Annotated in this window: 20 protein-coding genes and 1 pseudogene; 4 read left to right on the top strand and 17 right to left on the bottom strand. The window is 72.6% G+C overall.

What is annotated here, in order from left to right; translation table 11 throughout:
• Positions 1-471: 471 nt before the first annotated feature.
• From ND747_RS08910 to ftsZ, 7 genes and pseudogenes are all read right to left on the bottom strand, one after another.
• Positions 472-630, bottom strand: a complete 159-nt coding sequence (locus ND747_RS08910) for a hypothetical protein (RefSeq protein WP_251733015.1) — start codon at positions 628-630, stop codon at positions 472-474.
• Between the two features lie 78 nt (positions 631-708).
• On the bottom strand, positions 709-1,695 hold the full coding sequence (locus ND747_RS08905; protein WP_251733014.1) for a DivIVA domain-containing protein: 987 nt from the start codon (positions 1,693-1,695) through the stop codon (positions 709-711).
• A gap of 93 nt (positions 1,696-1,788) precedes the next feature.
• The gene (locus tag ND747_RS08900) at positions 1,789-2,043 is read right to left on the bottom strand and encodes a YggT family protein (protein ID WP_251733029.1); all 255 of its coding nucleotides are present in this window, start codon (positions 2,041-2,043) and stop codon (positions 1,789-1,791) included.
• A gap of 79 nt (positions 2,044-2,122) precedes the next feature.
• Positions 2,123-2,683, bottom strand: a complete 561-nt coding sequence (locus ND747_RS08895; RefSeq protein ID WP_248812713.1) for a cell division protein SepF — start codon at positions 2,681-2,683, stop codon at positions 2,123-2,125.
• A 10-nt stretch (positions 2,684-2,693) separates the two neighbouring features.
• Positions 2,694-3,587 (bottom strand): YggS family pyridoxal phosphate enzyme, encoded by an 894-nt coding sequence (locus ND747_RS08890; RefSeq protein ID WP_251733013.1) that lies wholly within the window; start codon positions 3,585-3,587, stop codon positions 2,694-2,696.
• A gap of 146 nt (positions 3,588-3,733) precedes the next feature.
• A pseudogene (gene pgeF, locus ND747_RS08885) lies at positions 3,734-4,420 on the bottom strand (peptidoglycan editing factor PgeF); the annotation flags it as partial.
• A gap of 23 nt (positions 4,421-4,443) precedes the next feature.
• Positions 4,444-5,991: a cell division protein FtsZ gene (gene ftsZ / locus ND747_RS08880; protein ID WP_251733012.1), complete on the bottom strand. Its 1,548-nt coding sequence runs from the start codon at positions 5,989-5,991 to the stop codon at positions 4,444-4,446.
• Positions 5,992-6,446: 455 nt separating this feature from the next.
• On the opposite strand from ftsZ, the gene murC reads away from it, so the two are divergent.
• Positions 6,447-8,108 carry a UDP-N-acetylmuramate--L-alanine ligase gene (gene murC, locus ND747_RS08875; protein WP_251733011.1) on the top strand — a complete coding sequence of 554 codons (1,662 nt, stop codon included), beginning with the start codon at positions 6,447-6,449 and terminating at the stop codon, positions 8,106-8,108.
• A gap of 139 nt (positions 8,109-8,247) precedes the next feature.
• Positions 8,248-8,790 carry a nitroreductase/quinone reductase family protein gene (locus ND747_RS08870; RefSeq protein WP_251733010.1) on the top strand — a complete coding sequence of 181 codons (543 nt, stop codon included), beginning with the start codon at positions 8,248-8,250 and terminating at the stop codon, positions 8,788-8,790.
• A 563-nt stretch (positions 8,791-9,353) separates the two neighbouring features.
• Here ND747_RS08870 and murG read toward each other — a convergent pair.
• The 10 genes from murG to mraZ form a co-directional block, all read right to left on the bottom strand.
• Positions 9,354-10,487 (bottom strand): undecaprenyldiphospho-muramoylpentapeptide beta-N-acetylglucosaminyltransferase, encoded by a 1,134-nt coding sequence (murG, locus tag ND747_RS08865; RefSeq protein WP_251733009.1) that lies wholly within the window; start codon positions 10,485-10,487, stop codon positions 9,354-9,356.
• Between the two features lie 3 nt (positions 10,488-10,490).
• Entirely contained in the window at positions 10,491-12,197 is a 1,707-nt protein-coding gene (ftsW, locus tag ND747_RS08860; RefSeq protein ID WP_251733008.1) for a putative lipid II flippase FtsW, read from the bottom strand.
• A gap of 282 nt (positions 12,198-12,479) precedes the next feature.
• Positions 12,480-13,955: a UDP-N-acetylmuramoyl-L-alanine--D-glutamate ligase gene (murD, locus tag ND747_RS08855; RefSeq protein WP_374216191.1), complete on the bottom strand. Its 1,476-nt coding sequence runs from the start codon at positions 13,953-13,955 to the stop codon at positions 12,480-12,482.
• A gap of 4 nt (positions 13,956-13,959) precedes the next feature.
• Positions 13,960-15,027, bottom strand: coding sequence for a phospho-N-acetylmuramoyl-pentapeptide-transferase (gene mraY, locus ND747_RS08850; protein WP_251733007.1), 1,068 nt, complete (start codon positions 15,025-15,027; stop codon positions 13,960-13,962).
• Between the two features lie 49 nt (positions 15,028-15,076).
• Entirely contained in the window at positions 15,077-16,645 is a 1,569-nt protein-coding gene (murF, locus tag ND747_RS08845) for a UDP-N-acetylmuramoyl-tripeptide--D-alanyl-D-alanine ligase (protein WP_251733006.1), read from the bottom strand.
• Positions 16,642-18,219 (bottom strand): UDP-N-acetylmuramoyl-L-alanyl-D-glutamate--2,6-diaminopimelate ligase, encoded by a 1,578-nt coding sequence (locus tag ND747_RS08840; RefSeq protein ID WP_374216190.1) that lies wholly within the window; start codon positions 18,217-18,219, stop codon positions 16,642-16,644. The genes murF and ND747_RS08840 overlap by 4 nt, the downstream gene beginning before the upstream one ends.
• Positions 18,220-18,392: 173 nt before the next feature.
• Entirely contained in the window at positions 18,393-20,210 is a 1,818-nt protein-coding gene (locus tag ND747_RS08835) for a penicillin-binding protein 2 (RefSeq protein ID WP_251733004.1), read from the bottom strand.
• A gap of 360 nt (positions 20,211-20,570) precedes the next feature.
• On the bottom strand, positions 20,571-21,383 hold the full coding sequence (locus ND747_RS08830; protein ID WP_251733003.1) for a hypothetical protein: 813 nt from the start codon (positions 21,381-21,383) through the stop codon (positions 20,571-20,573).
• Positions 21,380-22,363 carry a 16S rRNA (cytosine(1402)-N(4))-methyltransferase RsmH gene (gene rsmH / locus ND747_RS08825; RefSeq protein ID WP_251733002.1) on the bottom strand — a complete coding sequence of 328 codons (984 nt, stop codon included), beginning with the start codon at positions 22,361-22,363 and terminating at the stop codon, positions 21,380-21,382. Before rsmH ends, ND747_RS08830 begins: the two co-directional genes overlap by 4 nt.
• Positions 22,364-22,666: 303 nt before the next feature.
• On the bottom strand, positions 22,667-23,098 hold the full coding sequence (gene mraZ, locus ND747_RS08820) for a division/cell wall cluster transcriptional repressor MraZ (RefSeq protein ID WP_251733001.1): 432 nt from the start codon (positions 23,096-23,098) through the stop codon (positions 22,667-22,669).
• A 597-nt stretch (positions 23,099-23,695) separates the two neighbouring features.
• On the opposite strand from mraZ, the gene ND747_RS08815 reads away from it, so the two are divergent.
• Positions 23,696-24,724 (top strand): MoxR family ATPase, encoded by a 1,029-nt coding sequence (locus tag ND747_RS08815; RefSeq protein ID WP_251733000.1) that lies wholly within the window; start codon positions 23,696-23,698, stop codon positions 24,722-24,724.
• An 8-nt stretch (positions 24,725-24,732) separates the two neighbouring features.
• Positions 24,733-25,947: DUF58 domain-containing protein (locus tag ND747_RS08810; protein WP_251732999.1), on the top strand; the 1,215-nt coding region annotated here is incomplete at its 3' end.

The raw sequence follows: 25,947 nt of genomic DNA, 5'->3' as shown, positions 1-25,947 counted from the left end.
CTCACGATCGACGAGGACCCGGTCAGGTTCGCCCCAGCCGCAACCCGCCTTGAACATAAGGTGCAAATCGGACTAAAGGCTATCCCTTGGGACGATGACCCCATCGCGCCGGGCTCGACCCAGGACATGCGGAGGGTTGTTCGGCGCGTCGGACCCTCGGCGATTTCTCGAACAGCCCTCCACGCCTCCGAGTAGCCAGCCCCCAGGCCACTCTGGTAACCTCTCGAGGTCGTCAATTCACGATAAGCGACAGAATGTCACCTGGTCGGCGTAAGCGGACCCGGCGCACCCACGCCGACGGTAGGCGAGGCCGGCACTCACACCACCACGGCCACCGACCCGTCGTCCCGGGTACCAGGGCCACTGACGCCTCATGGGCACCGTGCGCACTGGCACGGCACGGCGGCACGACGAGAACAGCGACCGCCCATCTCCGACCCGGGACTGCGGCGGCGTCCGGGAAGGGACGCGTCAGGACGTGGGGGTGCGACGCAGGGCGCCGATCGGCAGGAGCGCCGCGGCGACCAGGATGACGATCAACGAGGCGTAGACGAAGCCGCTGCCAGCGAACATGCCAAGCACGGCCAACACCAGACCGATCGCGAGCAAAGCAGCACAGAGCGTCAGCACGCTGTGATCTCCCTCATCGTCTCAGCGCACAGCCATCCACTGCCGTGGTGCGGACCCCGCCGAAGCTCCCGGTCAGGCTCAGTATTCCTGGATGCCGGGGGTGTCGCGGCGGGCCGGGTCGAGGTCGGGACGGCCGTGACCGTTGTCGCGGGCCATCGCGCCAGCGGGCATGGGGGGGCCGGGGGGGAAGGTCGGCTGGTGGCCGGGGTTCTGCGGGACGCCCTGACCGGGGCCGGGGCCGGGGCCCATGCTGACGCCGGTGGGTGCCGGGGTGGGAGCGCCTGGGTTGAGACCGGGGCGAGGCGGGGCGCCGACGCCGACGGCGGGCTGGGTGGGCATGCCGTCAAGGTCGCGCAGCTGCATTTCGAGGTAGGCGCGCAGGCGGGTGCGGTATTCGCGCTCGAAGGCGCGGAGCTGTTCCACCTGGCCCTCGAGGCGGCGCTTGTCCTCTTCCAGACCGCCGAGCTGTTCGGCGACGTGGGCGCGGGCCTCGCCGATGATGCGGTCCGCGTCGGCACGGGCGTCACGACGGGCGCGCTCGGACTCGGCGCGGGCTTCCCGCAGGGCTTCGTCGGCGGTGCGCTGGGCGAGGACGAGCGTGCGGGCGACGCGCTGCTCGATCTCGGCCTCGTTGGCCTGGCTGGGGCCGGTGCGGGCGAGCCCACCGCCCTGGCCGACGGCGGGGATGACCGTGGTCGGTGCGCCGCCCTGCTGGGGCTGCGGCTGGGGCGGTTGCTGCGGGCCGGTCGGCGGTGCCGCGGCGCGCTCGCGGGCAGCCTGGGCGGCCTGCGCCTGCAGCTGGGCGATCTGGCGACGGGACTCGTCGACCTGGCGGCGCAGGCCCTGGTTCTCCTCCAGGATCTGCGCGGGCACCGCGGGCCCTCCACCGCCGGAGCGGCGGGCCTCGTCGAGCTGACGACGAAGGTCGCTGTTCTCATCGAGCAGCCGGGTCAGTTCCGCCTCGACCTCGTCGAGGAAGGTATCGACCTCATCCTCGTTGTAGCCGGTGCGAAACCGCGTCGGACTGAAGACCTTGTTCTGTACGTCCTGCGGTGTCAGAGCCACGTCGCCTCCTCGTGCGGCATCGCCGCTCCCCGAAGAGAGGGCGGTCTGCGGGCAGTCTGCCGCGCCCGCGTTCGCGGTGTGCACACAACCCCGTTACAGCCTCTGGGCGTAGCTTCGCAAAACGAAGATCACCAGAAAGAGCACCAGATAACCGAGGTCAAGCTGGACACTACCCACCCTCAACGGGGGCAGGATGCGCCGGATGAACCGTAACGGGGGGTCAGTCACCGTGTACACGGCCTCGAAGATCACCAACAGTGGCCCGGTCGGGCGGAACGAGCGGCCGAGGACGAGCACCAGGTCCGTGATCCAACGAGCGATCAGGAACAGGAGGTAGACCAGCAGCAGCCACGAGAGCAGCTGTCCTAGCGTGCTGATGGCGCCCTCTCCTGTGGAACAGGGGGACGCGACCAGCTCGCGAACCCCGTCATGACTGGTTGTAGAACCCACCCTCGCGGATGCGTCGCTTGTCCGTCTCGGTGACCTCGACGTTGTGCGGCGAGAGCAGGAAGACCTTGTTGGTCACCTTCTCGATGTCACCACGCAGCCCGAAGATCAACCCGGCGGCGAAGTCGACCAACCGCTTGGCGTCGACATCGTCCATGTCGGTGAGGTTCATGATAACGGGCGTGCCGTCTCTGAACTCCTCACCGATCTGGCGAGCCTCATTGTAGCTACGGGGCTGGAGCGTCGTGATCCGGTAGGGGTGTGGCTCCTCGACCGGGGCCACCCGGCGCACCGGCACCGGCCCGGCCGGACGTAGTGGTTCGACCGGTGGGCGACGCGGCATGGCGACCGACTCCTCCCGTGCATCGATCCGGCGGACCGAGCGGTCCATCGGTACCGGATCATGCACCATACGGCGATCGTCGAGACGCCGATCGTCATGGTCTACCGCACGACCGTCGTCGTCGTAGTCGTCATCGAGATAGTCGTCGTCCTCCTCGGCCAGACCGAGGTAGACCATCGCCCTGCGCCCGAGCCCCATGGGCGCGACTCTAAGGGACACCAGGCCGTTCACCGAACAAAGCGGTCCCGATCCGTAGGTGTGTCGCGCCCTCGGCGATGGCCGACTCCAGATCACCTGACATGCCGGCGCTGATGACCGTGGCCTCAGGGTGGTCCCTGACCAGGCGTTCCGCGACGGTCCGCAGACGGGCAAATGCGGGACGTGGCGGCTCGCCACGTGGCGCAACCGCCATCACGCCGCGCAGTGTCAGCCCAGGCGCCTGCGCGACGAGATCGGCAAGCTCGCCTGACGCGCCCGGATCGATACCTCCTCGGCCCGAACCGGCAACCCCACCCGAATCCGCCCCACCGGAGGCCCTCGAGGGATCCAACGAGATCTGCAGGCAGATCGACAGTGGCCAACCCCGCTCGACCGCGATCCGCGACAGACCGTCCACCAGGGCTACCCGGTCCACGGACTGCACCCAGTCCGCCCAACGGAGCACGGACCGGACCTTGTTGCGCTGCAGTTGACCCACGAAGTGCCACGTCGGCCCAGCGGGCACCGTCGCCGGCATCCCCGCCGCCGCCGATGCCGGCGACGGCGGTACTTCGGCCCGCACCGCCTCGCCGGGACCCCGGCGATCAGGGGAGGCTGCCGCGACGGGTCCCCCGTCCGGCGTCGCCGTGACACCCAGGAGCCGGTGTGTGACCAGTTTCACCTTGGATCCGGCCTCCTGATCCCGGTTCTCGGCGAAATGTCGCACGCCGAGAGTGTGCAGGATCACGGCGTCTTCGGCCGGATAGGTCTTGCTTACCGCAATAAGAGTGAGTTCCCCCGGGTCACGTCCGGCTGCACGGGCGGCGACGGCGATGCGCTCCCGCACGGCGGCGAGACGGGCGGCAAGCTCCGCAGAGCGCTGCCCGTGGACGGCGTCCGTCACGACGGCTCGGCCGTCGCGGTCGCGCCGGCCACTCCGACCACCCCTTCGAGGTCGAGCCCGGCCACTTCGTCGAGCCCGGCCACTTCGTCCAGCCCGGCAGAGCCGGCCAACCCGATCAACGCACCCGGGCGGAGCGGTGGTGACGGGAGCCAGGCGAGACCGGCGAAACGGCCGGTCCGCCCGTCGCGGCGGTAGGAGTACAGCTCGGGGTCCTCGGCCGGACATCGACCGGACACCGCGATGCGGGTCACACCCATCCTGGTGAGCTGGCCGATGATCCCGGCCCGCAGATCGATGGCCGCGGTGCCGTGGCGGGTGTGGGCGGCGCTGCCCGGGACCCGGCGTTCCACCTCGGCGCGCAACCCGTCCGGCACCTCGTAGCAGCCTGCGCACACGCAGGGTCCGACGGTGACACCAAGCCGGTCCGGTCGGGCACCGAGATCGGCGAGCGCCTCGACGGTCGCGCCGATGACGCCCTCGGCCATGCCTCCCCGGCCGGCGTGGGCGACGGCCACCGCGGTCGGCGCCTCGAACAGCACCGGCGCGCAGTCGGCCACCATCACCGCAAGCGCCAGGCCCGGCACGTCGGTGACCAGCGCGTCGGCCTCGGGTGGCGGGCCAGGTGCACGGACCAGCGCGATCTGCCGGCCGTGCACCTGACGCATGTACCGCACCGGCAGGCCGACCCGCTCGGCGAGCCGAGCCCGGTTGGCCGCCACCGCATCGGCATCATCACCCACATGATCGCCAAGATTGAGGCCGCCGCCGGAACCGGGACCGCCGAAGGGAGGCGCGCTGACGCCACCCGCCCGGGTAGTCACAAGAACCGGCATGGCCGGAGTCTCCCCTGGCCCGGCTATTTGAGGAAGTCCGGCACGTCCAGCTCGTCGTCGTCGGCGACCGGGCGGGCGGGACGGCGGGGCGGATAGGTCGGCCGGGGGCCGCTGGCCCGCGGCGGCTCGGAGCGATGCTGCGCGCCGTAGCCGTGGTCGCCGGTCGACGGTTCGGCGGCCTGGTCCCGGGACGGGGGGGTGACCCGCGACTCGACCGTGGGGATCACCGTGGACTCGCCCGGGTTCCCGCTCGGGCGTGTTCCCGGCGGGTCCGGCAGCGGGTCGGGGTGGTAGTGGCCCACGTTCGACGGACTGATCGGCGAAGGTGGCGCCTGCAGGTAGCTGGGGGTGGGCGCCGCGGGCTGGGACCGGACCGGCGCCGGCGCCACGGGAGCCGGCGGTGCGGGCGGCGGGGTCGGTGCCGCGGCCGCGGTGGGGGTCGGTGCCGGGGTGACGGGACGTGGTGTCCCGGGGATCGTGGGCAGCGGCGGGAGGATCGTCGTCGACGACGGGGTGCCGGCGGCACCGGCCGGCAGGGCCGCCCCGCCGGTACCTGGGCCGGTCGGCCCGGTGGGGGCGTTCGGGCGGCGCTGCGTGGCGTTGAGCGTGCGGGTGCGACGGTCCTGCACCGTGTCGAACCCGGCGGCAATGACCGTCACCCGCACCTCGTCCCCGAGGGCGTCGTCGATCACCGCACCAAAGATGATGTTCGCCTCGGGATGGGCGGCGTCCGCGACCAGCTCGGCGGCGGCGTTGATCTCGAACAGACCGAGATCCGACCCACCGGAGATGTTCAACAGGACGCCCTGGGCGCCGTCCATGCTCGCCTCCAACAGCGGGGAGGCGATGGCCTGTTCGGCGGCCACGGTGGCCCGGTCGTCCCCTCTGGCCCGGCCGATACCCATCAGGGCACTGCCGGCGTGCGACATGACCGTCTTGACGTCGGCGAAGTCGAGGTTGATCAGACCGGGTGTGGTGATCAGGTCGGTGATGCCCTGAACACCGGAGAGCAGCACCTGGTCGGCGCTGCGGAAGGCGTCCAGGACGCTGATGTCACGGTCCGTCATAGCGAGCAGACGGTCGTTCGGGATGACGATGAGGGTGTCAACCTCGTTGCGCAGGGTGTCGATACCCGTGTCGGCCTGGGTCGCCCGGCGCCGGCCCTCGAAGGTGAACGGGCGGGTGACGACACCGATCGTGAGCGCGCCCAGCGAGCGGGCCACGTTGGCCACGACGGGAGCGCCACCGGTTCCGGTGCCACCACCCTCGCCGGCCGTCACGAAGACCATGTCGGCCCCCTTGAGGACCTCCTCGATCTCCTCGCGATGGTCCTCGGCGGCCTGGCGGCCCACCTCCGGGTCGGCCCCGGCGCCAAGGCCGCGGGTCAGTTCGCGGCCGACGTCGAGCTTGACGTCGGCATCGCTCATCAGCAGGGCCTGGGCGTCGGTGTTGATGGCGATGAACTCGACGCCCTTGAGACCGACTTCGATCATCCGGTTGACGGCGTTGACACCACCACCACCGATCCCGACGACCTTGATGACCGCGAGATAGTTCTGGGGGGCAGCCATGCGGTGTCGGTCCTCCAGCGGCGTCGGTGGTCGGACGGGGATTGACCCCGCCCCTGCGGCACCGCGGGACGGCACTGCCGCGCGGCGAGCGGGGGAAACAGCCAGAGTCTCAACCTTCACCGTCAGCTAGACGGTTACAGTTATGTCAACTTCCGGCTGTGGATCGGACAGTAGGCACGCCTTCGGCAGGGGTCAAGGACGCTGTCGGCGCGTCATCCCGCTTCGTGTCCCAGCTCTCCCCACAAGCCCGACACGGGCCGGCCTGCGGCCCTGGCACCACTGCGTCCCTGACGCCAGGTTGGTGCCTGACGTCAGGATGCGCTCGACCCGGCCGGGTGTCCAACGCAACGGCACACCTGACACCACCGTGCGCACCCACCGCACACATCCGAACTCACCCAGGCGGTCCCACCCGGGCTCCTCGACCCCCGCGCCGAGGATGATGTACTGCCCCCGTGACCCGTCAGCGGACCCAGCACGTCCACTTCCTCGGCATCGGCGGTGCCGGGCTGTCGCCCCTCGCCCAGATCCATCTCGCCGGTGGCGGCATCGTCAGCGGCAGCGACGCCGAGGATTCCCCCCGGGTGGCGACGCTGCGCGCCCGCGGCGTAGCCGTCCGCGTCGGACCCGCGGCCGGCCCGGCCGAACTCGCCGCCGAACTGGCCGGGGTGGACGTCGTCGTGGCCTCCAGCGCCCTGGCCGACGACCATCCCGAGATCGTCGCCGCCCGCGAGCTCGGCCTGCCGGTGCGCCGCCGGTCGCAGTGGCTGCCCGAACTCACCGCCGGCTACCGGTTGGTCGCGGTGGCCGGCTCACACGGCAAGTCGACCACGTCCGCGATGCTCGCCCTGGTGCTGCGGGCCGCCGGGCTCGACCCGACCGCCGTCATCGGCGCGGAGGTCTCCCAGCTCGGCGGCAACGCGCTCACCGGCGCCGGGGACGTCTTCGTGCTGGAGTCCGACGAGTACGGCGGCGCCTTCGCCGGCCTCGCGCCCACCCTCGCGGTCATCACCAACGTCGAGTGGGAGCATCCGGACATCTTCCCGGACGAGGCCGCCGTGCGCAGCGCCTTCACCGCCTTTGCCGGGCGCGTCCGCCCCGGCGGCCGGCTGGTCGTCTGCGGAGACGACCCCGGCGTGCGTGCCGTGCTGGACGCGCTGGACGGGAAGAGCCGACCCGACGTCACCGTGATCGACTACGGCTTCGGTGCCGAGCGACACTGGCAGGCAGTGGAGGTCGCTCCCCCGGCCGGTGACGACACCACGCAGGCTAGGGTGCTGCGGGCGGGCGTGGAGATCGGCCGGCTCGCCCTGGCCGTTCCCGGGCGGCACTCGGTGCTCAACGCGCTCGCCGCGCTGGCGGTCGCCACCGAGCTGGGCGTCGCGCCCGCGCAGGCGCTGGGCACCCTGGCCACCTACACCGGCGCCGCCCGCCGCTTCGAGTTCGTCGGCTACTGGCAGCCGGTCGTCCGCCCGCCCGCCGACGCGCTGCCGGCGGACGTACTCCCGACCGCCGCCCCCCTGACCGCCACCTCGTCGGACGGCACGCCGCTGCCCGTCACCTCCGCCGCGGCGGATCCGGACGGCAGCCGCAGCCTCGAGGTCATCGACGACTACGCGCATCACCCGACCGAGATCCGGCTGACGCTGGCCGCGGCCCGCTCGCGCGCCGGAGACCGCCAGGTGTGGGCGGTCCTGCAACCACACACGTACAGCCGCTTCGCGGCGCTGCTGGACGGCTTCGCCGCCGCGTTCACCGACGCCGACCGGGTCTACGTGACCGATGTCTACGCCGCCCGGGAGACCGACGACCTCGGTCGTCATCCGACCGACCTGGTGCGCCGCATCACCGCCCCCCCGGCGCACTACGTGCCGTGGCCGGACCTGATCGACCGGCTCGCCGCGGACGTGCACGCCGCCCTCGACGACCCCGCTGTCAACGACCCCGCTGCCGACGACTCGGCTGCCAACAACTTGGCTGCCGACGACCCGGCCGCGCCTGGTGCGCCAACGCGTGATGCGGCCCGTGGTGTGCTGCTGTTGACGCTCGGCGCCGGGACGGTCACAACCGTCGGGCCCCGGCTGCTCGCCTCGCTGGGCCTCCCGCTGCCCACCTGATCACCGGCCGATCACGATCCCGACGCGGCGGCGCCGGCCCGATCCTGCTCGCCGTCACGCGGGACGGATGGTTGACTGCCGCAACACGCCCACCGCCGGTTCCGGCCGGCGGCGACCGGTGAGGATGGATCGAGAGACGATGGCTGACACGCAGGATCCCCGCAGTCCCGGCTTCGACCTCAAGGCCGTCAACCAGACCGTGATCGCCGAGTACCGGGCGACCGGTGGCGTCCTGGAGAGGACCCTCCCCGGCTCCCGCCTCGTGCTGCTGACGACCATCGGACGACGATCCGGACAGGAGCACACCACCCCGTTGGGCTACGTGACCGACAACAGCCCCGACCCCGCCAGCTCCCCCGGTGAAGGGCACGCCAGCGCCGACAGGCCGGACAGGTCCGTCCGCGATGACGGTACCGACGGACGGCGGCCTGACCGTCTCGTCGTGTTCGCCTCGAACATGGCGTCGCCGCGCCACCCGGACTGGTACCTCAACCTGACCACGAACCCGAAGGTCGTCGTGGAGCTCGGCCACGAGCACCTCGACGCGGTGGCGACGACCGCCACCGGAGACGAACGCGTCCGGCTGCACGCGGCACTGGTGGAGACCATGCCCGGCATCCGCGGCCACCAGGAGCAGGTCGACCGCGACATCCCGGTGGTCGTCCTCGCCCTGCTGCGCTGACCGGCCCGACCCAGCTGACCGGCCCCTACCCGGCCGGCCTCCCCCACCCGGCAGGCAAAGGTCCGGCTCGCCGGACAGACCCCAGCGAACCCCGACCCGACGACGACCACACCCCGCAGCGAGTCACCCACGCTGCGCCCCCGAACGGTGGTCCTGGCTCCTCGAGATGCATGGGTATCACCCGGTTCCGCGCGGAGATGTCGGAGAGTGACCGTTCTGGGGATCGGCGGACGTTCCACGGGACCCCCTGGCGTCCGGCCACGTCCGACGCCCGCCGACCGATGCTGTCGGTGTTGCCCACGCCACTTCTTGCAACGACATCGCCAGCCTTGAGGGTGGCGAAGGACTGCGATCCATTCCTGCCGAGGCTTGGTGAAGGATCGACGAGCCGAAATCTTCACCAGGCCTCGGCAGGAATCCGTGACTGTGCGGAACGGTCGCCGGCCAGCGTGGACGTAGCGGCACAGCCACGCGGAGGCATGTGATCATGGTCGAGGGACGGTGCCGCGTCGCACGAACAGGCCCGCACCGGCCGGGCCCACACCGGCCGGATCCGGACGTGGTCAGGATGCGGCGTGACGGGGGCGGGAGCGGCGGCGGCGGGCGTCGGCGGCGGTGCGGATCAGATCAACGATCGCGGCGGCGGCGCGGGGGTGGCCGGTGCCGGCGCAGGCCGCCGACATCTTGGCCAGCCGCTCCGCCGAGGTGAGCACCGGCAGCACGTTCGCGAGCAGCCACTCGGGGGACAGCTCGCCGTCCTCGACGAGCAGCCCCCCGCCGGCCTCCACCGTGGGCAGGGCGTTGCGGCGCTGCTCTCCGTTGCCGATGGGCAGCGGCACGTAGGCCGCGGGCAGGCCCACCGCGGCGAGCTCCGCGCAGGTCATCGCCCCGGAACGGCACAGCGTCAGGTCGGCCGCGGCATACGCGGACGGGATGTGATCAAGATAGGGGCGCAGCTCGTAGGGGGCCGGCAGGCCACGGGGCAGTGCCGCGGCGACCTCGTCGTAGTTCTTCGGACCGGCAGCATGCAGGACCTGGATGCCTGCGGTGGCCAGCGGACGCGCCACCGCGGTCATCGCCTGGTTGAGGCTGCGCGCGCCCTGCGAGCCGCCGAAGACGAGCAGGGTGGGGCGGTGCGGGTCGAGGTGGTAGGCGGCGCGGGCGGCGCGAGCGGCGGCCGGTGACCGGTCCAGGGTGAGGATCTCCGGGCGCAGCGGAATCCCGGTAAGGGTCGCGCCGCGCAGGGGCGTCCCGGGGTACGAGGTGGCGACATACGGGGTGAACCGGGCACCGAGCCGGTTGGCGAGCCCCGGCAGGGGGTTCGCCTCATGCACAACGATCGGAATGCCGCGGCGCCGAGCGGCCAGATAGGCCGGCACCGAGACGTACCCACCGAAGCCGACCACGACGTCAGCGCGGGTCTCGTCCAGCGTCGCGCCGGCCTGGCGGATCGCGGCGCGCAGCCGCCCGGGCAGCCGCAGCAGGTCGGGGCCGGGCCGACGTGGCATCGGCACCTTGGGCACCGTCGCCAGCTCGTACCCACGAGCCGGCACCAGCCGCGCCTCGACACCCGTGGTCGTGCCCAACAGGGTCAGCCGTAGCCTCGGATCGGTGGCCCGCAGGGCATCCGCCACGGCAAGGGCGGGTTCGACATGGCCGGCTGTCCCGCCGCCGGCGAGCACCACGCTTCGCAACATCGGTCAAGACGATGACACATCGCGGCGGACCGACGCCACGCCGGTCCCGCCGACACGCCCCGTGGGGCCGGACGGGGTGGTCATCCCCCGCCCCGGGCGACGCGGACCGGTCGGCGTCCGGGCGCCCCCGTCCCAGCCCTCTGCCCCTCGTGACCTGCGGCGATTCGAGGCACGGACGTCCGGACCCGCGACCTCACCGGTCTCCCGCCGGCCGGACCCACGCGGCTGCCGGGTGGACCCCCGGGGTACCCGGGTCTCGCCGGCATCCCGAGTCCCGCGCGACTCACGGGTGTCACGGGACCCACGGGTGTCACGGGACCCACGGGTGTCACGGGTCCTGCGCGGCTCGCGGACGTCGCGCGGCCGTCCGCCGCCGCCGCGACCGGGCCCCCCGGACGAGCCCGGGCCGGGCGGATCGATCCGGTCGCCCTCGATCGTCACCAGGCCGAGCATGGGACGGCGGGGGCGCCGTCCGGGCAGCCAGCGCCGGGTCCGCACCCGCAGTGGGACGGCCCGGGCCGCCCGCCGCTCCTCGGCGCGGCGTTGCAGATATTCGGCAGCCGCCGGCTCGGACCGGGCGAAGGCGAGCAGCATGCCGAGCGCCAGCAGCGTGGGCAGCAGCGACGACCCACCGAAGGACACCAGCGGCAGGGTCACGCCGGTGATCGGCAGCAGGCCGACCACGGCGCCCATGTTCACCACCGCCTGGACGATGATCCACGCGGTGACCCCGGCGGCGGCGAGCCGGACGAACAGGTCGTCACAGCGGTGCGCGATGCGCAGCCCCGCGTAGCCCAGCACCCCGAACAGGCCGACCACCACCAGGCTCCCGACCAGCCCCAGCTCCTCCCCGATGATCGCCAGGATGAAGTCGGTGTGCACCGCGGGCAGGAGGTCCGGCCACTTCTCCATGGACGCGCCGAGCCCCTCACCCCACCAGCCGCCGGTCGAGAGCGCATAGATGCCCTGGACGGCCTGGAAGCCATCTCCGTTGGCGTCGGCGAAGGGATCGGTGAACGACAGCAGCCGGCGCAGCCGGTAGGGCTCGAGCACCGCGAGCATCGTCGCGGCAAGGATGATCGCGACGAGCATCGCGCCGTAGAAGCGTTTCGGCGTGCCGACCACCCACAGGATGGTCAGCGGCACGACGGTCACGCAGATCGCGCCCCCGAGGTCCGGCTCCAGCAGGATGAGCAGGTCGACGAACAGGAACATCGGGACGAGCGGCACCAGCAGGTGTTTGGCCTCGGCCAGCCGACGCCGCTTGCGCACCAGCAGGTCCGCGCACCACAGCACCAGGGCGATCTTCACCAGTTCACTGGGCTGCACGGTGATCGGACCGACCACGATCCACTGCCGGGCCCCACCACGTACGCTGCCGATGCCCGGGATGAGCACCACCAGCAGCAGGAAGATCGTCAGGCTGAGCAGCGGGTAGGACACCGCCCGGAACACCCGCACCGGCAGCCGGCTGGCCAGCACCGCGATCGGCACACCGATGCCCACCCAGATCGCCTGCCGGATGAACAACGTGTAGGACGAGCCGGAGTCGGCATAGGACCGCACACTGGACGCCGAGAGCACCATGACCAGGCCGAGCAGCAGCAGCAGGCCCACCGAGGACAGCAGCAGGTAGTAGGACGCCAGCGGCCGGTCCAGCAGCGGCGCCCGCGATCCCGCCCCCGGCGCACCCGGCTCCGGCGCCGCCATCGGACGCAGCGGCACCTCGTCACGCGGTGTTCCCGACCGCCGCCCTGACCCCGTGCGCCGGTCCACCCCCGTACGCCGGTCCGCCCCCGCCTCCCGCGGCGGCCCCGTGCGCCGGTCCGCCCCCGTGCGGCGATCCGTCCCTGACCGGCTGTCCACGTCCGATCGGCGCTGCGACCCTGACCGGCGCTGCGACCCCGACCCGCGGTCTGCCTCCGAACCGCGCTGTGGCCCCGAACCGCGCTGTGGCCCCGAACCGCGTTCCGGCCCCGACCCCGCCACGCCTCACCCCTCTCGCGCGTGCACCGCCTCCGCGAACTGGTCACCGCGGGCCGCGTAGTCGCGGAACATGTCCATCGACGCGGCGGCCGGCGCGAGGAGCACCGTGTCGCCCTGACGGGCGAGTGACGCTGCAGCCTTCACCGCATCGTCCATGCCGGCAGCCCGTTCGAGCGGGACATCGGGGGCGTGTCGGACGAGGGCGGCGGCGATCTCATCCGCACAGGTACCGATCAGGACGACCCCGCGCAGCACCCCACGGGCCTCGCGAACCAGGTCGTCGAAGCGCAGCCCCTTGTTCAGGCCGCCCGCGATCCACACCACCGAGGGGTAGCCCGCCAGCGACGCGGCGGCGGCATGCGGGTTCGTCGCCTTGCTGTCGTCAACCCAACGGACGCCGTCCACGACGGCCACCTCGACGTTGCGATGCGCCCCGGCGCGGAAACCGGTGAGGGCCGCGGCGATCGCCTCCGGTGCGACTCCGCGCGCACGAGCGAGCGCCGTGGCAGCCAAAGCGTTGGAGATCATGTGATCCCCGGCAACCCGAAGGTCACTCACCGCAACGATTCGCCCGCCGCCAAATTCATGATCCACAAGTCGGCCGTTGTCGACCGTAATGCCCTGACCAGGCAGATTACGGCCGAACAGGACGCGGCGGCCCGGTGCGTTGGCCAGCAGGCGCTGGCTGGCCGGGTCATCGGCGTTACCGATCGCGATCGTCTCCGCAGCCGACCAGATCCGCCCCTTCGCCGCGGCGTACGCGTCGGCGCCACCGTGCCAGTCGAGGTGGTCGGGGGCCACGTTGAGCACCGTCGCGGCCAGTGGGACGAGCCGCTCGGTGTAGTGCAACTGGAAGCTGGACAGCTCGACGGCCAGCGCCTCGTACGGCGGATCGGCCTCGACGGCCTCGACGATCGGGGTGCCGATGTTGCCGGCGGTGGTCGCCCGCAGCCCACCCGCGGTGAGGATCGCACCGAGCATCTCGGTGGTGGTGGTCTTGCCGTTCGTGCCCGTGATGGCCAGCCAGTCCGCCGCGCCGCGCAACCGCCAGGCGAGCTCCACCTCCCCCCAGACGGGTACCCCCGCCGCGGCCGAGGCGGTGATCAGCGGCGAGGTGGGGGGCACCCCGGGCGACGTGACGACCAGTGCCGCGCCATCCGGGGCGGTCGGCAACCCGCCGAGGTCCACCGTGGCACCGAGCTCCCGCAGCCGGTCTGCGGCGGCGCGCCGGCGTTCGTCATCACCCGCGTCGACGACACGCACCTGCGCCCCGCGGGCCAGCAGCGTTCGCGCCGCCGCCGCGCCGGACACCCCGACTCCCACGACCAGGACTGCCCGACCGGCCAGCTCCGGGTACCCGGCTGAATCCGACCGACCGCCAGCGGCCGGCCGACCGTCAGGGTTTGGACGGCCATGCTCCGGACGGCCAGCAGCACCCGGCCGGCCCGGGTCGGCCGGGATCGTCGGACGGTCACCCGGCATGCGTCTACCCTCCGCCGTGGTTGAGGAACTCCGCGTAGAACAGGCCGAGGCCGAACGCCACGGCGAGCCCGGAGACGATCCAGAACCGGATGATCACCGTCGTCTCGGGCCATTCGGCGAGTTCGAAGTGATGGTGGATCGGCGCCATGTTGAACACGCGCCGTTTCGTCGCCTTGAAGAACGCCACCTGGATCATGACCGACAGTGTCTCGATGACGAACAGACCGCCGAGGACGACCAGCAGCAGTTCGGTTCGGCTGACGATGGCGATGCTGGCGAACGCGCCGCCCAGGGCCAACGACCCGGTGTCCCCCATGAATATCTTCGCTGGACTGGCGTTCCACCACAGGAAGCCGAAGCAGGCTCCCATCGCCGCCGCCGCGACCAGGGCCACGTCCAACGGGTCGCGCACCAGGTAGCAGCCAGACTGGTCACCGACCGACCCGCACTGGTTGCCGAACTGCCAGAACGAGATGACGACGTACGCGCCGAACACCATCGCCGAGGTTCCGGCAGCGAGCCCGTCCAGGCCGTCGGTGAGGTTCACCGCGTTCGACGTGGCCGCGATGATGATCCAGGCCAGCAGCGGGAACGCGACGATCCCGACGGAAAAGGACGTGTCCCGCACGATCGAGATGTACGTGGAGCCCGGCAGCAGCCCGTCGTGGTTCTTGAACCGCACCGCGAGCAGGCCGAACGCCAGCGCCACCAGAGCCTGACCGGCGAACTTCATCCGCGCGGTCAACCCGAGACTGCGCTGCTTGCGGATCTTGATGTAGTCGTCCAGGAACCCGACCAGCCCGAGCCCGGTCATCACCAGCAGCACCAGCAGCCCCGACGCGGTGAAGCCGATCCCGGTCACCAGGTGGGCCAGGAAGTAGCCCACCAGCGTCGCGACGATGATCACGGTACCGCCCATCGTGGGGGTACCGCGCTTGGTCAGGTGACTGGACGGGCCGTCCTCGCGGATCTCCTGCCCATAGCCCTGCCGGCGGAAGAGCCGAATCACCCAGGGCGTACCGAGCAACGACACAACCAGCGCGACCAGTGCCGCGATCAGTACGCCCCTCACCCGGACGTCCCGCCCGCGGGTTCGCGTCGATGCCGACAGCCGTCCGTCCTCATATCCCCTCGATCTCCGCACCGGCCTGCGGGCCGACCCCACTGCCGACTCCGCTACCACTGACTCCGCTACCACTGACGCTGCTGCCACTGGCTTCGTCATCGCTGGCTTCGCTACCGCTGGCTCCGTCGCCGGCGGCCGGGCCGAGCGCCGCGACCACCCCCTGCGCGACCCGCTCCAGCCCGTACGACCGGCTCGCCTTCACCAGCACGACGTCACCCGCCCGCGCCTGCGCCACCACCGCGGCCACCGCCTCGTCGGCATCGGCCACCCAGGTCGACGACCTGACATCCCCGTCCCCGGCGGCCAGCGCATCGTCAGCAGCCAGCGTGTCCGCGGCGGCGCGGTGGACGCGACGGGCCGGGGTGCCGACGGCGATGAGCCGGTCGACGCCGAGGTTCACCGCGAGCCGGCCGAGGTCCTCGTGTGCCTCGTCGGCCGCCACGCCAAGTTCGCCCATCCCACCGAGTACGGCGAACGACCGACCCGACCCGCGCATGCCGACCAGCGTGTGCAGCGCGGCACGCATCGATTCCGGGTTCGCGTTGTACGCGTCATTGACGACGGTGACCCCGGCCCCGGTCGGGGTGACCTCCATCCGCCACCGGCTGCGCGGACGGGCCGCCGTGAGCGTGGCTGCGACCCGCGCCGCCGGCAGGCCCAGCCGCAGCGCCACCGCGGCCGCGGCCAGCGCGTTGGGCACCTGGTGCGCGCCGATGAGCCCCAGCGTCACCGGATGACGTTCACCCTCGGCGACCAGCACGAACGACGCCCGCCCCGCCGCATCCACCCGCACCTCGGCAGCCCGCACATCGACTGCTGAACCCGGCGGGTCGGCGGCGAGGCCGAAGGTGATCACCGTGGCGCCGGGGTGGGCGCGGCTGGCCATGGCGGCGACCAGCGGGTCGTCGGCGTTGAGGATGACCGCGTCGGTGGCGCTCGCGGCGAGTTCGCCCTTGGCCTGAGCGATCCCGGCCCGGCCGGCGGCGTACTCGCCGATATGCGCGCTGCCCACGTTCAGCACCGCCCCGACGGACGGGCGGGCCACCGCGCACAGCGCCGCGATGTGGCCGAGGCCGCGCGCGCCCATCTCCAGCACGACGAAGGCGGTGTCGGCCTCGGTGCGCAGCAGGGTCAGTGGCAGGCCGATCTCGTTGTTGAACGACCCCGGTGGCCATACCGTCGGGCCGAGTTCGGTGAGCAGGTCCGCGAGCAGGTCCTTGGTGGTGGTCTTGCCGGCCGAGCCGGTGACGGCGACGACGGTCGCCCGGGACCGCTCCCGCACCGCTGCCGCGAGCGCGGCCAGCGCCGCCAGCGGGTCGACGACCAGCACGGACGGCACGTCCACCGATCGGGTGGCAAGCACGGCGGGGGCTCCGGCAGCGATCGCCGTGGCGGCGAAGTCGTGCCCGTCCACCCGTTCGCCGACGATCGCGACGAACAGCGTGCCGGGGCCGACATGGCGCGAGTCGACCGTCACCGCGCACACCGACGCAGCCGGATCCGCCCCCGAGTCGAGCCGGCCGCCGGTGGCCGCGGCCACCTCGGCGAGGGTCAGCGCGATCATCCGCCCACCTCGCCGTTCAGGGCGTCCAGGGCTGCTCGCAGCACGATCCGGTCGTCGAACGGGGTGATCACACCGGCCTGTTCCTGACCGGACTCGTGGCCCTTGCCCGCGATGACGACGGCGTCCTGCGCGCCGGCGGCGGCCACCGCGGTCGCGATCGCGGCGGACCGGTCCGGCTCCACGAGGACCCGCCCGGCCGTACGCAGCGGCTCGCCGACGCCGGCGAGCATCTGCGCGAGAATGTCGTCCGGGTCCTCGGAGCGCGGGTTGTCGCTGGTCAGAATCGCGAGGTCGGCCAGGGCCGCCGCGGCCCCGCCCATCAGTGGGCGTTTGCCGCGGTCCCGGTCGCCGCCACAGCCGAGCACGACGATCACGCGACCCTTCACCAGCGGCCGGACGGTTTCGAGCAGCGTCGTCACCGCGTCGGGGGTGTGGGCGAAGTCGACGAGGGCGAGGAACGGCTGCCCGGCGTCGACGCGTTCCATCCGTCCGGGCACACCCGCGAGCGCACCGATCCCCGCGGCCGCCTGCGCCGGGTCGAGGCCGACGGCGACGAGCAGCGCCAGCGCGCCCAACGCGTTCGCGACGTTGAACCGGCCGGGCAGCGGCACCGACAGCGTCACCCGCAGCCCGTCCGGGCCGCAGGCAACCAGGTCCGAGCCGGTGGGGCCGGCGGACAGCTCGGCGACCGTCCAGTCGGCCGGCCCGTCGACGGCGAAGGTGATCGCGTCCGGACGGCGGGCGGCGAGGCGACGGCCCCAGGTGTCGGCGACGCCGATCACGGCGACGTCGCAGCGCCCGGGTGCGAACAGGCTCGCCTTGGCCTCGAAGTAGTCCTCCATCGTGGGATGGAAGTCCAGGTGGTCCTGGCTGAGGTTGGTGAACAGCGCACCGGCGACGTGCAGGGCCCCCGCGCGATGCTGGGCCAGTGCATGGCTGGAGATCTCCATGACGGTCGCGTCGACGCCGCGCTCCACCATCAGCGCCAGCAGCGCCTGCAGGTCGCTGGCCTCCGGGGTGGTGTGGGCGCTGGCGAGACGCTGCTCGGCGATCCGCGTCTCCACCGTGCCGATCAGCCCGGTGGTGTGGCCGGCGGCCCGCAGACCCGCGTCGAGCAGGAACGCGGTCGTCGTCTTGCCGTTCGTACCGGTGACGCCGAGCAGCCGCAGCCGGGCCGACGGGTCGCCGTACACCCGGGCGGCCACCGCCGCGAGATCACGTCGCGGATCCTCGCTGACCAGCAGCGGCACCGATTCCGACGTTGGCTTCCGGTTCCCCGGAGCACCCTGACCATCCTGCGCGGCGATCAGCCGCGCACCCGCGGGATCGGTGAGCACGGCCACGGCACCCGCGGCGAACGCGGACGCGGCGAACCGGGCCCCGTGCACATGGGCGCCGGGCAGCGCCGCGTACAGGTCGCCCGGACGCACCTGCCGGGAGTCGTGGGTGACGCCGCGGACGACCGGATCGCCGGCCGCGGGGGGAGCGTCCCCGGTTGCGGTGGCGAGGACCGTGCGCAGGTCAGCCAGGCCGCAGGGTGCGGTGGCGGCCGGTCGAGGTGCCGGAGAGGTCACGCTGACGACCTTAGTGGGCGCCGGTACCCGCATCCGCACGGGCGCCCGGGCATGGGGGTGGTCCCGCCGCGGACACCTGGTAACCCGGGCCCGACGCGCCGAGCGAGCCTGGACAGACCGGACATCCGCGACTGTCGGTCAAGCCCTGCCGGTCAAGGCCTACTGGTCAAGGTCTACTGGTCAAGGCTCAGAACGAGCGGGGTGGGCTTCGTCGTCGGCTGCTGCACCCCGAGGGTGGTCAGCGCGAAGCTCATCACCTTCTGGAACACCGGCGCGGCGACCTGCCCACCGAAGTATCCGTTCTTCGGGTGGTCGAGGACGACCTCGACCACCACCCGGGGGGCGTCGGCCGGGGCGAACCCGATGAACGACGACGTGTAACCCTCATAACCGCCGTGCACCGGATCGGCCCGGTAGGCGGTGCCCGTCTTGCCGGCGACCCGGTAGCCGGGGATCTGCGCAAGCGGGGCGGTGCCCTCGTTGGTCGCGACCGTCTCGAGCATCGCGGTCAGCGTCGAGGCGGTCTGGGCGCTGATGACCCGCTGGCCGGGCGGGTGCGCGGTGGTGGTGACGACGCCGTCCGGGCCGGTGACGGCGTCGACGAGGCGTGGGGTGACGCGCACCCCGCCGTTGGCGACCGTGGCGTACACCGAGGCCATCTGCAGGGCCGTCGCAGACATGCCCTGCCCGTAGGCGATGGTCGCCGCCTGGCTGCCCGACCACGCCTTCGACGCCGGCAGCAGGCCGCTGCCCTCGCCGGGGAAGCGCAGTCCGGTCGTCGCGCCGAGGCCGAAGGCCCGCAGCGCCCGCTCCAGCCCGGCCCGGCCGACCTGGTCGGCGATCTCCACCGTCCCGATGTTGCTGGAGCGGGCGAGCACGCCGGCCGTCGTCAGGTGCTCGACGCCGTGTTTCTCGGAGTCCTCGATGGTCACCCCGCCGCGCACGATCGACGGCGGGATGGTCACCGGCGTCTGGTCGGTGATCAGACCCCGGTCCAGCGCGGCCGCCATCGTGATCACCTTGTTGACGCTGCCGGGCTCGTAGGCGTCCCGGGTGGCACGGTTACCCAGCGCGTCCCGGTCCGCGTCGGTGATGTGGTTCGGGTCGAACGTCGGCGCGTCGGCCATCGCGAGGATGTCGCCGGTGCGCGGATCCATCACGACGACGGTGCCGCCGTCGGCCTGCGAGGTCTGGACGGCCTCGGCGATGGCGTTCTGGGCGTTCCACTGGATGTCCCGGTCAAGGGTGAGGCGCAGGGCCGAGCCGGGCATCGGGTCGGTCTGGGAGGTGCGTCCCGACGGGATCTCGATGCCCTGCGGATTGGCCAGCAGCTGACGTTTCCCGTCGGTGCCGCGCAGCTGCTGGTCGTACTCGAGTTCCAGCCCACCACCGCCGACGAGCGTGTCGCCCTCGCCGCGGCGCATGTAGCCGACGACGTTCGCCGCCAGTGACCCGCCCGGGTAGGTGCGCCCGCGTTCCTCGGCGATGCCGATGCCGGCGAGCCCCAATCTGGTGACCTTGTCACCGACCTGCGGGGTGAGTCGCCGGGCCAGGTAGACGAACTTGACGTTGTCCTGCGAGTCGGTGGTCATCCGCGTCGTCAGCGTCTCGACGCTCTCACCGAGCAACGGGGCGAGCTTGACCGCGGTGGCCCTGGGGTTCTTGATGTTCGTCGGGTTGGCGTAGACGGCACGCAGCTCGACGTGCTGGGCGAGGGTGTGCCCGGTGCGGTCGGTGATGGCGCCGCGGGCCGCCGGCAGCACCACCGTGCGCAGCCGCTGCGCCTCGGCCTGGGCGGCGTACTTCGACGCGGAGATGCCCTGCAGCTGGGTCAGGCGCAGCCCGAGGACCGCGAGCAGCCCCACCATCAGCACCACCGTCACCCGTACCCGCCGCCGTGGGCTGCCCAGCCGGTAGGTCCGCGGCGCCGCCGGCCGCGGTGGACGCCGCCCACCGCCCGGTCGCCCGTCGCTGCGCAGGTTCCCGGCCAACCGCCCCGCAGACCCCCGCGGACCCGACCCGCGGGTGCCGGATGCCCGGGTGCCGGATGTTCGGGTACCCGACCCACGAGTCCCGGCTGCCCGAGTCGTTGCCACCCGTGTCCCGGCCGACGTGCGGGCTGTCGACGTGCGGGCCCCAGCCGCGCGGGCCGCGGGCGGGCGCCGTGTGCCCGAGCCCGTCGGACGGCGCTCGGTCCGGTCCCGTCCATCCGCCGAGCGCGGCGCATCCGGTGCCACCCTGCGTTCCTCGTCCTCGTGTTCGTCGGGATACCGACCACCTCGGGTCATCCGGTGGCGACACCGGCTGCAGCCGGCCGCGCCCTCGTCGCGGCGAGCCGGACCGCGGCGAGCTCACCGTCCGGGCTCACCCTGCCCAGCTCCCGCACCCGTCCCGGCGGCCTCTCCCGTCGAACCCGTGCCTGTCGAACCCGTGCCTGTCGAACCCGTGCCCGTCGAACCCGTCCCGGTGCTGGTGGCACCGTCGGCCGGCCCTGCCGAGCTGGCTGGTGTGGTCGCCGGCTGCGTACCGGCCGGAGCCTGCGCAGCAGCGGGAGCCGGCCCGGTGGCGGCGGCCTGCTGGCCGGCCGGCGCAGGGACGATCACGAGGACGGCGCCGCTGTCCGGCTCCCGGGACAGCACCCGGGCGCCGGGCGGCAGCGGCGAGCCGGCGGCAAGGGACTGCGGGACCCCGCCGGGCACCATGCCGGCGCGGGTGGCCGCGGCGGCCAGGGCCGCCGGGTCGGACAGCTGGTCGGCCTGGACCGCCAGGGACTGCTGGGCGTCGGCCAGGGATGCGGCCTGGTTACGCAGCTTGGTCTCCTGGAAGGAGCCCTCCATCAGCGCGAGGTTGAGCAGCAGCAGGCCGAGCAGCCCGGCACCGAGCAGCATGAGCAACAGGACGACGAACGGACCCTTGCGGGCTCCCGGTGGCGCCGGGCGCACCACCGTGAGCCGTACCCGGCCAGGTACACGTCGCGGTGCCGGCTCGAGAACGGGCGCGGTCGCCGCGGACGAGCGGGCCGGCGCCGAGGAAGCCGAGGACCGGGCGCGACCGGAGGAGGCGCCACGAACGGCGGAGGTGGTCCGACCCGACGAGGCCGGGCGGGCAGCGCGGCCGGCGGCAGCACGCTCGCCGCGGGAAAGCGGCTGCGCGGGAGCGGTCACGATGCACCTCCGGTGGTGGGCCGGGCCTGACCCGGGTTCGGGGCCGTACGTTCGGCGGCCCGCAGTCGGACGGAGGCCGCTCGCGGGTTGTCGACCTTCTCTGCGTCGCTCGCCGGCTCGGCGCCGCGGGTCAGCCAGCGCAGTCTGGGTGCCGCGCCCGCCGGGACCACCGGCATGCCCGGCGGAACCAGTTCCTGCGCGTACGGTGCCAGCTGATGCTTGACGATCCGGTCCTCCAACGAGTGGTAGGACAGGACGACCAGGCGCCCGCCGACGGCCAGCGCGTCGAAGGCTGCGGGCAGGGCTCGGGCCAGCACGTCGAGTTCGGTGTTGACCTCGATGCGTAACGCCTGGAAGGTCCGCTTGGCGGGATTGCCGCCGGTGCGCCGGGCCGGCGCGGGAATCGCGTTGCGGATCAGGTCGACCAGCCGGGCCGAGGTGGTGAACGGCGCGTCGGCGCGAGCGCGCACGATGGCCTCGGCGATCCGCCGGGCGAACCGCTCCTCGCCGTAGTCCCGCAGGATCCGGGTGAGCGCCACGGCGTCGTAGCTGTTGAGGATGTCCGCCGCGGTCTGCCCGCTGCCGTCGCCGCCGTCCATGCGCATGTCCAGCGGCGCGTCCCGGGAGTAGGCGAAACCGCGCTCGTCGCTGTCGAGCTGCAGGGAGGACACCCCGAGGTCGAACAGCACCCCGTGCACGGACGCCCGACCCAGGCGCGCGAGAACCGCGCCGATCTCGTCATAGACGGCCTGGACGAGTCGGAACTGTCCGGCAGCGACGACGTCGAGCCGCGCCCGACTGTGGGCCAGGGCCTGCGGGTCGCGGTCCAGCCCGATCACCTCGAGCCCGGGAAACCGTTCGAGCAGGGCAGCGGTGTGCCCGCCGAGACCCACCGTCGCATCCACCACCACGGACCCCGGCGTGGTCAGAGCCGGGGCCAGCAGATCGAGCACGCGGCCGGTCAGCACAGGCGTGTGCATCGCGTTCAGTGCTGAGCCTCCCTCGACCGCTCGTGGACCTCGTCTTCAGATGTGCAGGACGGGCATCCACCCGCGCGGACGGGCTCTCGCCCCGGTGCGGGACGGGCTCGGACGCGGCGAGAGGGCACCACAGGCGGCGGACCGGCGGGCCGGCGACTCGACGGTCCGAGCACCGACGGCGGCGCCCGACCCCGGCAACCACGTCCGCCGGTCGCCGGTCGCCGGGGAAGAGGCGGCCGGTGGCAGCGGACGGGATGTGGGACGAGCGGACCGTGGCGCGCGAGGCGCGAGGTCCCCGACGACTCAGATCACTCCGGGCAGGACCTCCTCGGACAGCTCGGCAAACGACTCTTCCTGACCGTCCAGATAGGTCTGCCAACGCGCGGCATCCCAGACCTCGACCCTGGTGTTCGCGCCGTTGACGACGCACTCGCGGGTCAGTCCCGCGTAGGTGCGCAAGGGGCCGGGAATGGTGATGCGCCCCTGCCGGTCGGGCACGTCGTCGGCGGCGGACGAGAAGAAGATCCGGCTGTAGTCACGCAGTGCCTTCGCGGTGACCGGAGCCGCCCGCAGGGACTCGCTGATCCGGGTGAACTCCGCCATGGGGAAGACGTACAGGCAGCGCTCCTGCCCCTTGGTGATCACAAGCCCCCCCTCCAACTCGTCCCGGAACTTCGCGGGCAGGGTTAGCCGCCCCTTGTCATCCAGCCGCGGCGTGTGACTGCCGAGGAACATGCGCCCTCGACCTCCCTGCCACAGCCCAGGAGGACGGCGCCCGATCACCCAGGACGGCCACCCGAATGCCGATCCCCCCCACTACGCGCCACTCTACTCCACTACCCCCCACCCAACACCCCCTCGACACCCCGCGCCAACCCACCGAGAACACTCCATCAGCGGGCGCCTGCTATGCCCTGTTACGGGGTGGTATAAACCGCGAAAACCGGACGGAAACACGCTCTACCTGCAATGGTTCGGTCGACGAGATCGCACGTCGGTGGAACGGCCCCGGCACGGGTGGGTGACCCCGTCGGGGGGCCCGCGCCGGCCTCGCGGCAGCCCTGTGCCGGCCCCGCGCCGATCCGGCGCCCGGCCCCGCCCCGGTCCGGCACCGATCCGATCAGGAGGGAGTTTCCGCGACCACCGTCGCCTGTGACACGCCCGCGGATGTCACACTCAAAAGAAACGGGTACTGCCGGAACCGGCCGCGCACCAACCAGGTGCCGGGTCGTTCGTGTCCGCGCGGCCCGGCGCCGTGCGCTGCGACGCCTGGGCGCCCTGAGACCCGGGCGCTCTGAGACCCGGACGACCGACTCCCGGAAGGGGACACTGGTGGTGACCGACCCTGGTCTGCGTCACTGGCGCGACCCGGTGACCGACATCGGTCATCTCGCCGACGTGGCCGGGCGTGTACGCGCCTCGGTCGAGACCGTCATCGACGGCAAGGGTGAGGCGATCACCACCGCACTCGTCGTACTGCTGTCCGAGGGCCACCTACTCATCGAGGACGTGCCCGGCGTCGGCAAGACGATGCTGGCCAAGGCGCTGGCCCGGTCCATCGACGCCCGGGTGCGGCGCATCCAGTTCACCCCGGACCTGCTGCCCGGCGACGTCACCGGCGTGAGCGTCTACAACCAGGGCACCCGTGACTTCGAGTTCCGGCCTGGCCCGGTGTTCGCGAACATCGTCGTCGGTGACGAGATCAACCGAGCCGAACCCAAGGCGCAGTCCGCCCTGCTGGAGTGCATGGAGGAGCACCAGGTCACCGTCGACGGCGTGACCTACCGGCTCGAGTCCCCGTTCATGGTGATCGCCACCCAGAACCCGGTGGAGATGGAGGGCACCCGCGCGCTGCCCGAGGCCCAGCGTGACCGCTTCACCGCCCGCATCTCGATGGGCTACCCGTCGCCGGCCGCCGAGATGGCGATGCTCGACGCGCACGGCAACACCAGTCCGCTCGCCGGCGTCAGCCCGGTCACCGACGCCGCCGAGATCGCCCGGCTCGTCACCCTGGTGCGCACCGTGCACGTCTCCCCCGAAGTGCGCCAGTACATCGTCGATCTGGTCGGCGCCACCCGCGCGCATCCCGACGTGGCGCTCGGCGCCTCTCCCCGGGCGGCGCTGCACCTCATCCGTACGGCGCGGGCGCGGGCCGCACTCGACCAGCGGACCTTCGTGCTGCCCGACGACGTGCAGGAGATGGCGATCCCGGTGCTGGCCCACCGGCTGCTGGCGCACCCGGAGATCCTGCTCTCCGGCGAGCCGGCCACCGAGGTGTGTGGCCGGATCCTGGCCGACATCCTGGATCGGGTGCCCGTCGCGCGGCCTGGCGGGGCACGCCCGCTGCGCCACGGTCGTTAGAGCTACGTGTGCGGGACTTTGTCGCGGCACTGCGTGGCCTGACGATCCGGGGTCGCTCCTTTCTCGCTGCCGGCGCCGCCTGTGTGGTGTCCGCGGTCCTGCTCGGCGAGCAGGACCTGCTGCGCATCGGGATTCTGCTGGCGAGTCTGCCGGTCATCGCGGCGGCGGTCGTGTCCCGCACCCGCTACCGGCTGTCGTGCACCCGGCGCCTCGAGCCGCGCCGGGTCACCGCTGGCGATCGGGTGGCCGTACGCATCCAGCTGGAGAACGTCAGCCGGTCGGCATCGTCGGTGCTGCTCGTCGAGGACGCGGCCGGTGCCGGCCTCGGCGGCGGCGCCCGGTTCGTCCTCGACCGGATCGAGCCGGGTGGGCGTCGTGACCTGACCTACGCGCTGCGGGCCACAGCCCGCGGGCGCTACCAGATCGGCCCGATGGCGATCCGCCTCGGCGACCCGTTCGGCCTGTGCGAACTGACCCGCAGCTTCCGCAGCCTCGACGAGCTGGTCGTCGCCCCGACGCTGGAGCGCCTGCCGCCCGCACGGCCCCGCGGGTCGGCAAGTCAGCGGGCCGAGCAGCGTCGCGTCAGCGGCCTCGTCGGCGAGGACGAGACCACCACCCGTCCCTACCGCCCGGGCGACGACCTGCGCCGGGTGCACTGGAAGACGACCGCCCGCTCCGGGGAGATGATGGTCCGCCGGGAGGAGCATCCGCACACCAGCGCCGCCACACTGCTGTTGGACTCCCGGTCCCGGGCCTGGCCCGGCCCTGGCGGCTCGGAGGCCTTCGAATGGGCGGTCGCCGCCGTCGGTGGCGTCGGGATGCATCTGGCGCGCGGCGGGCACCGGGTCCGACTGATCACCGATCGCGGCCCGGTCGCAACGGTCACGGGCACGGCGCTGTCCGGGCTGCTCGACGAACTGTCCACCCTCACCCCGGCCGAGGCATCCTCGCTGCAGCCGGCGTTGGCCGCGGCCCGCCGGCCCGCCGCCGGCCAGGGCGGCATGATCGTGGCGGTGCTGGGGCGGACCGAACCCGCCCTGGCCACGGCGCTGTGCGGGCTGCGCCCGGCCGGCGCACCGGCCGTTGCCATCCTTGTCGACGTGACCAGCTGGGATCCCGATCAGGCTCCCGCGACGGCTGCCGGCGAACTCGCCACCGTGCGGGGCATCATGTCTCGGGCCGGCTGGGCCGTGGTCGTCGCCCCGTGTGGGGCGCGCCTGGCC

This window comes from Frankia sp. R82 (assembly GCF_023716925.1).
In the GTDB taxonomy this organism is placed as follows: domain Bacteria; phylum Actinomycetota; class Actinomycetes; order Frankiales; family Frankiaceae; genus Frankia.
The sequence above is the reverse complement of the archived record's forward strand: the minus strand, read 5'-3'. Positions and strand labels throughout refer to the sequence as shown.